We start from the raw sequence: 7230 nt of genomic DNA, 5'->3' as shown, positions 1-7230 counted from the left end.
ACCCCGCCGTTGGACTCCGCACCGGCGGGTCCCGCTCCCCAGGTCACGCCGGCCACAGACAGGGCGACCGCCGACAGACCGGCGCCCACCCACCTCTTCCACCTACGCATGTCAGTTCCTCCGGTTGTCAGCGCGCGGACTCTGCCTGGCCGTCAGGGCCCGTACGGCGGTCGGGGCCGCCGCGCCGGGCCCGCGGACATCCCGGCATGAAGGGAGACCGACGTTCCCGGCTCCTCCCGAGGGCCGGTGCGCGAGAAGGCAGAGGATCGTCAGCGCGCACATCGGTCAAGTCGGCGGGGGAGCGGGTGAGGTCTCCGGACGCGGGACGCGTCGATTCGCATAGTTGTGTTAGCGATAACATTTACCCGCTGAGCTCCGGCTTCCGTGATTCCACATTTGTTACAGATGGTGGTGCGGCGGAGCAAACACGACATGAGGAAGCCGCGTCAAGGATGCCGGCCGGTCTCGTGGTGGGATCGCCTGATCGCCAACCGTGTCCCATCTGGCTTTATCGGCGCGCGGTCCGGGCCGCCCCGCGGTGAGGTCCGATGAAAGTTTCATATGCGCGGCGACTTGGGGACCGTTCCCCTGAGCCGACCCACCGGCCGACCACCAGCCCTCCCACGTTTTCTGCGGGGCGGCAACCTGCGCGAAACGATTCGTACACACCCTTGACACGGTTCGCTGCGGTTTCCACACTGACTCCCCGAGACGACTTCTCTTGCCGGGGCCAGTGATGAACCGGCGGGATCCGCCTCGCCGCCGGCTGCGGAGCCGGCGGCGGAACGACACGGCGATGTCCGCCACGTCGTGTTAACGCTAACAACTCAAGGGTGTCATCGTCCGCCCGGCGACCGGCGCACCGGTTCAGGTTTCACATCACGCCGGCGTGTGACACGACAATCCTCGATTCAACCGATGGAGGTTGAGGATGAGAGCGCCCACTATCTTGCGCGTCGCGGGCCGACGCCGGAATGGCTCTCGCGGAGTCACCGTCGCGGCGGCCCTGGCCGTGTCGGCGCTCATCATGGGCGGTGTGGCGATGCCCGCCCAAGCGGCCGCCACGCTGAAGGCCTCGGCCGAGGCCAAGGGACGTTACTTCGGCACCGCGCTGACACGGGGAGACCTGGGCATCAGCGGCGAGATCAACCTCGCCGCGGCCCAGTTCGACATGGTCACCCCCGGCAACGAGATGAAGTGGGACGCCACCGAGCCGTCCAGGGGCTCGTTCAACTTCGTGTCGGGTGACCAGATCGTCTCGTTCGCCCAGTCCCATGGGATGCGGGTGCGCGGGCACAACCTGGTATGGCACTCCCAGCTGCCCGCGTGGGTCTCCAGCCTGCCGCTGAACCAGGTGCAGGCCGCGATGGAGAATCACATCAGCAACGTGGCCACCCACTACAGGGGCAAGCTCTACGCCTGGGACGTGATCAACGAGCCGTTCGAGGAGAACGGCAGCCTGCGCCAGGACGTGTTCTACCGGGCCATGGGGGCGGGCTACCTCGCCACCGCGTTGCGGGCCGCGCGGGCCGCCGACCCGAACGCCAAGCTGTACATCAACGACTACAACATCGAGGGGATCAACGCCAAGAGCAACGGCCTGTACTCGCTGGCGCAGTCGCTGCTGGCCCAGGGCGCGCCGCTCGACGGCATCGGCTTCGAGAGCCACTTCATCGTCGGCCAGGTCCCCTCGTCCCTCCAGGCGAACATGCAGCGCTTCGCCGACCTGGGCCTCGACGTCGCCGTCACCGAGCTCGACGACCGGATCCAGATGCCGGCCGACAGCTCGGAGCTGCAGCAGCAGGGCAGGGACTACGGCGCGGTCGTGAGCGCCTGCCTGGCGGTCTCCCGCTGCGTGGGCATCTCCCAGTGGGGCGTGGACGACGGCCACACCTGGATCCCGGGCACGTTCCCCGGCTACGGCGCGCCCATGATGTGGGACGCCGGTTACCAGCCCAAGCCCGCCTACACCGCCGCCCTCAGCGCGCTCGGCGGCAGCCCCTCGCCCAGCCCCTCGCCCAGCCCCACGCCCACACCGACGTCGCCGGGCACGGCGGGCGCGATCCGCGCCGTGGGCGCGGGCAGGTGCCTGGACGTGCCGAACTCCTCCACCACCAACGGCACCCAGGTGCAGCTGTGGGACTGCAACACCAACGCCGGCCAGCGGTGGACGGTGACCTCCTCCAAGCAGATCCAGGTGTACGGCAACAAGTGCCTGGACGCCAACGGCCGGGGCACGGCCAACGGCACCCAGGTCATCATCTGGGACTGCAACGGACAGACGAACCAGCAGTGGAACGTCAACTCCAACGGCACCATCACCGGCGTGCAGTCCGGGCTGTGCCTCGACGCCAACGGCGCGGGCACCGCGAACGGCACGAAGATCATCCTCTGGTCGTGCAACGGTCAGGCCAACCAGCGGTGGACCGTCGGATGACCCGCGGGCGGCGCGAGGGACGCGGGACGTGCCCGCGCTCTCGTCGCCGCCCTCCGCGTCGCCCTCCGTGTCGTCGTCCGTGACGGACCGCCACGTCGCTCTTTCCGATCCAGCGATGAAACCCCTCATGTACAACCCGGAAGGACCCCCTATGAGCCTGCGAAAAGAGAGCAGGGTGCGCGTGGTGGCGCTCGTCGTCACCGCGTTGCTGTCGGTGGTGATGTCGCTGGTCGGCGTGTCGTCGGCGAATGCGGCGGTCGGGATCACGATCAACGGTGGTTCCGGCGGCCGGACGTTCGACGGTGTCGGCGCGATCAGCGGCGGTGGGGGCAACAGCCGCCTTCTGGTCGACTATCCCGAGCCGCAGCGCGGTCAGATCCTCGATTACCTGTTCAAGCCGGGGTACGGCGCGTCGATGCAGATCCTGAAGGTGGAGATCGGTGGTGACACCAACTCCACCGACGGTGCGGAGCCCAGTCACCGGCACACCTCCGGTGACCTGGACTGCAACCGGGGGTACGAGTGGTGGCTGATGGAGCAGGCCAAGGCCCGCAACCCCAACATCAAGCTGGTCGGCCTCTCCTGGGGCGCGCCCGGCTGGCTCGGCAACGGCAACTTCTGGTCCCAGGACACCATCAACTACCTGGTCGACTGGCTGGGCTGCGCCAAGAACACCCACGGGCTGACGATCGACTACCTGGGCGGCTGGAACGAGAAGGGCCGCGACCTCAACTGGTACGTCAACCTCAACGCGGCGCTGGACTCCCACGGGTTCGGCAACGTGAAGATCATCGCGTCTGACGACTGGGGCTTCGACGTAGCCAACGACGCCGCGAACAACACCGCCTTCCGCAACGCCGTGGACGTGTTCGGCGGCCACTACGTCTGCGGCTACCGCGGCGCCCAGTCGAACTGCCCCAGCTCCACCACCGCGATCAACTCCGGCAAGGTGCTGTGGGCCAGTGAGAACGGCTCCGACGACTACAACGACGGTGCCAAGGCGCTGGCGCGGGGCATCAACCGCGACTACATCGACGGCAAGATGACGGCCTACATCAACTGGCCGGTCATCGCGGCGATCACGCCGAACCTGCCCTTCTCCACTATGGGTGTGGCCGTCGCGCCGCAGCCGTGGTCGGGGTACTACGCCATCGGCAAGAACGCATGGGTGATGGCGCAGACCACCCAGTTCACCGCCCCGGGCTGGAAGTACCTGGACTCCTCCACCGGCTACATCGGGGGTAACCGCGCCAACGGCAGCTACGTGGCGTTGCGGTCACCGAGCGGGTCGGACTACAGCACGATCATCGAGACGATGGACGCCACCGCGGCCCAGACGCTGAACTTCACCGTCACCGGCGGGTTGTCGACCGGCACGGTGCATGTCTGGCGGACCAACGTCAACTCCTCCAACAGCGCGGACTACTTCGTCAAGCAGAGCGACATCACGCCGTCTGGCGGGGCGTACTCGCTGACGGTGCAGCCGGGGTACGTGTACTCGATCACCACGACGACCGGTCAGGGCAAGGGCACCGCCACCAGCCCCGCCCGCGGCTCGCTCGCCCTGCCGTATTCGGACGACTTCGATTCCTACGCGGTGGGTCGTGAGGCCAAGTACCTGATGGACATGCAGGGCTCGTTCGAGGTCGTGGGCTGCGGCGGCGGGCGGGCCGGCCGGTGCGTGCGTCAGATGGCGCCGCGTCAGCCGATCCTGTGGACCGGCGGTTCCCATCCCTACGCCCTGCTGGGTGATCTGGGCTGGAACAACTACACCGTCTCCACCGATGTGATGCTGGAGCAGAGCGGGTACGCGGAGGTGATCGGCCGGGCCGGCGCCCAGCATTCCTTCGGCCCGGAGGGGTTGAACGCCTACTACCTGCGGGTCACCGACGCCGGTGCCTGGCAGATCCTGCGTAACAACATCGACAACGCGATGACCACCCTGCGCAGCGGGACGGTCGCCTCCCTGGGAACCGGCCGCTGGCACACCCTGGCCCTGGGCTTCTCGGGTGGCACGATCACGGCGAGCATCGACGGCACCCAGGTGGGCTCGGTCACCGACGGCACCTGGGGCGCGGGCCAGATCGGCGTGGGCACCAGCACGACCGAGACCGCCCAGTTCGACAACCTGACCATCACCCCCGGTCAGGGTGGCAACACGGGGAACGGCAACCTGCTGCGCGGCCTGGCAAGCGGTCGTTGCGTCGATGTGCCCAGCCAGTCGCAGACCAACGGCACCCAGGTGGCGCTGTGGGACTGCAACGGCGGCGCCAACCAGCAGTGGGTTCACACCTCCTCCAAGCAGCTCCAGGTGTACGGCACCAAGTGCCTGAACGCCTCCGGCACGGCCAACGGCGCGCAGGCCGTCATCGGGGACTGCAACGGCGGCACCAGCCAGCAGTGGAACCTCAACGGCGACGGCACCGTCACCGGCGTCCAGTCCGGGCTGTGCCTGGACGCCAACAACGCCGGCACCACCAACGGCACCAAGATCATCCTCTGGTCCTGCAACGGCGGAACCAACCAGCAGTGGGCCCGGAGCTGACAGATCAGATCCGGTCACCGGCCTCGACGGCCCCGCCGCCGAGGCCGGTGACCGGCACTGTGAGCCCCTCCTCCGTGTGCGCCGGCGCCGCTGACGCCGGCCGTCCGCGGCGCCGGATCGCCATGGTGATCGCCAACGACCCGAACGGGAGACACCGTGTCCCGCACCCATCTCTCAGCACTGCGCAGACCCACCGCATTGGCCGGTGGCGCCCTGCTCGTCGCAACCCTTCTCACGGCGCCCACCCTCACCACCCCGGCCGCCGCGGCCCCATCCACCTACGAGCCGACCTGGGCGTCGGTGGACCAGCACCCGGCCGCGCCCGAATGGTTCCAGGACGCCAAGTTCGGCGTGTACTGGCACTGGGGGGCCTTCGCCACACCCGCCTACTCCAACGAGTGGTATCCGCGCAACATGTACATCAGCGGCTCGGGGGAGAACAACCACCACAAGAGCGTCTTCGGTGACCCGTCGGTGTGGCCGTACAACAACTTCATCGACGGCGCTCGCGACAAGGCGGGCAACTTCGTCCAGTTCGCCCCCAAACTCAAGTCCGCGGGCGGCAACTTCGACCCCAACGAGTGGGCCCAGATCGTGGCCGACGCCGGCGCGAAGTTCGCCGGCCCCGTCGCCGAGCACCACGACGGCTACTCCATGTGGGACAGCGACGTCAACGAGTGGAACTCCGCCGACCGCGGCCCCCGGCTGGACCTGCTGCAGCTGTTCGCCAACGCCATCCGCGCCAAGAACATGAAGCTGCTGGTGTCGATGCACCACGCCTACCACTTCACGGGTTACTACGACCACGTGCCCACCCAGCCGACCACCACGCTGAAGAAGCTGTACGGCCAGCTCGGCACGACCGCCGAGAACCAGCTGTGGTACGACAAGCTGAAGGAGGTCGTCGACAAGGCCCAGCCGGACATCATCTGGCAGGACTTCAACCTCAGCCGTGTCGATGAGTCCCAGCGGCTGAAGTTCCTGTCGTACTACTACAACCAGGCGAACGCCTGGGGCAAAGAGGTCGTCGCCACCTACAAGGACGGCTTCAACACCAGGGGCGAGGTCTTCGACTACGAGCGCGGCGGTCCGGCCGGCATCCAATCCCCCTACTGGCTGACCGACGACGCCATCAGCGCCTCTAGCTGGTCCTACACCAACGGGATCGGCTACTACAGCTCGGCCGCGATGCTGCACGCACTGATCGACCGGGTGAGCAAGAACGGCAACATGCTGCTCAACATCTCGCCGCAGATCGACGGCACCATCCCGCAGGGGCAGAAGGACGTCCTCAGCGCCATCGGCGCCCACCTGCGCCGGGCGGGTGAGTCGATCTACAGCACCCGCGCCTGGACCACCTACGGCGAAGGCCCGACCCAGATGGGCGGCGGCTCCTTCACCACCCCGCGGGCCGGCACCGCCCAGGACATCCGCTATACCCGCAGCAAGGACAACACCACCCTGTACGCCACGATCCTCGGCTGGCCGGGCAACGGCGCGAACGTCAACTTCTCCTCGCTGTCCAGCGGCAGGGTCAGCCTGACCAACCTGAGCAAGGTGGAGCTGCTCGGCAACACCGCCGGCACCTACATCAACCTGCCCACCCGCAGTCAGGACTCCAGCGGTCTGCACGTCACGCTGCCCGGCAGCGCGCCGTACTCCGGCGGCCTGGCCTACGTCGTCAAGCTCACCTTCAACGGCCAGATCCCCTCCACCGGTGGCACTGGGTCCGGCGCGGTGCTGCGCAACGTCAACGCCAACCGGTGCCTGGACGTCCCGAACGCCGCCACCGCCAACGGCACGCAGGTGGCGCTGTGGGACTGCAGCGGCCAGGCGAACCAGAGCTGGACCTACACCTCCGGCAAGGCGCTGCAGGTGTACGGCAACAAGTGCCTGGACGCCAACGGCCAGGGGACGAGCAACGGCACCGCGGTGATCATCTGGGACTGCAACGGCCAGCCCAACCAGCAGTGGAACCTCAACTCCGACGGCAGTGTCACGGGCGTGCAGTCCGGGTTGTGCCTCGACGCCAACGGCGCGGGCACCGCGAACGGCACGAAGGTGATCCTCTGGACCTGCCATGGAGCCGGCAACCAGAGATGGGCTCGTAGTTAACGACAACGTTAGGGGTGATTGTGAGATTCGCGTTTGGGTTATCGGCTGTGGTCTCGGTCAGGCGGTGGGTCGTCTGGGCGGTGGCTGTGGTGGGTGTGTTGGCGTTGTTCCCCGCTGGTGCGGCCAGGGCGGA

At 67.7% G+C, this 7230-nt stretch carries 3 protein-coding genes; all 3 read left to right on the top strand.

The window, feature by feature from the left end:
• Window positions 1-931: 931 nt before the first annotated feature.
• Window positions 932-2437 carry an endo-1,4-beta-xylanase gene (locus AB0B72_RS39980; RefSeq protein ID WP_367745005.1) on the top strand — a complete coding sequence of 502 codons (1506 nt, stop codon included), beginning with the start codon at window positions 932-934 and terminating at the stop codon, window positions 2435-2437.
• Window positions 2438-2588: 151 nt separating this feature from the next.
• Window positions 2589-4982 carry a ricin-type beta-trefoil lectin domain protein gene (locus AB0B72_RS39975; protein ID WP_367745004.1) on the top strand — a complete coding sequence of 798 codons (2394 nt, stop codon included), beginning with the start codon at window positions 2589-2591 and terminating at the stop codon, window positions 4980-4982.
• A 156-nt stretch (window positions 4983-5138) separates the two neighbouring features.
• The gene (locus AB0B72_RS39970) at window positions 5139-7097 is read left to right on the top strand and encodes an alpha-L-fucosidase (RefSeq protein ID WP_367745002.1); all 1959 of its coding nucleotides are present in this window, start codon (window positions 5139-5141) and stop codon (window positions 7095-7097) included.
• The last annotated feature ends 133 nt before the right edge of the window (window positions 7098-7230 follow it).

Source organism: Microbispora sp. NPDC049125, from assembly GCF_040802045.1.
Lineage (GTDB): Bacteria > Actinomycetota > Actinomycetes > Streptosporangiales > Streptosporangiaceae > Microbispora.
Note: the sequence above shows the minus strand (reverse complement) of the source record. Positions and strands in the feature narration are given on the sequence as shown.